This window comes from Klebsiella sp. K47 (assembly GCF_051858335.1).
GTDB lineage: Bacteria > Pseudomonadota > Gammaproteobacteria > Enterobacterales > Enterobacteriaceae > Klebsiella > Klebsiella pneumoniae.
The window spans coordinates 1-238 of sequence record NZ_JBPYUI010000235.1 but is presented as its reverse complement, the minus strand read 5'-3'; the positions used below and the strand labels follow the sequence as shown (position 1 = coordinate 238).

The following is a 238-nucleotide window of genomic DNA, read 5'->3' as shown; positions in this document are numbered from 1 at the left end:
CCAGGGTGTGGGTGGCGTTCACGCTGCGGCCCTGGGTGAGGGCCAGCAGAATGGGCTCGATGAAGCTGTTGCTCGAATTGCACGTGGCACCCTCGCTGTAGGGGCCGAAGTAGGCGAGCTGGCCGTTGCGGTCCCAGATCGCAACCGCAGGGCTTGCCGGCAGGTGCTCGGCGCCGGGCAGATCGGCCAGTGGCTTGAGCGCGCCGAGGGTGGCGGGCAGTTGGCCGTGGGTGCCGGG

Annotated in this window: 1 protein-coding gene; it reads right to left on the bottom strand. The window is 70.2% G+C overall.

The window, feature by feature from the left end; translation table 11 throughout:
* The coding region (locus tag RRF55_RS27845; RefSeq protein WP_439419277.1) for a DUF6436 domain-containing protein at positions 1–238 on the bottom strand (238 nt) is incomplete at both ends.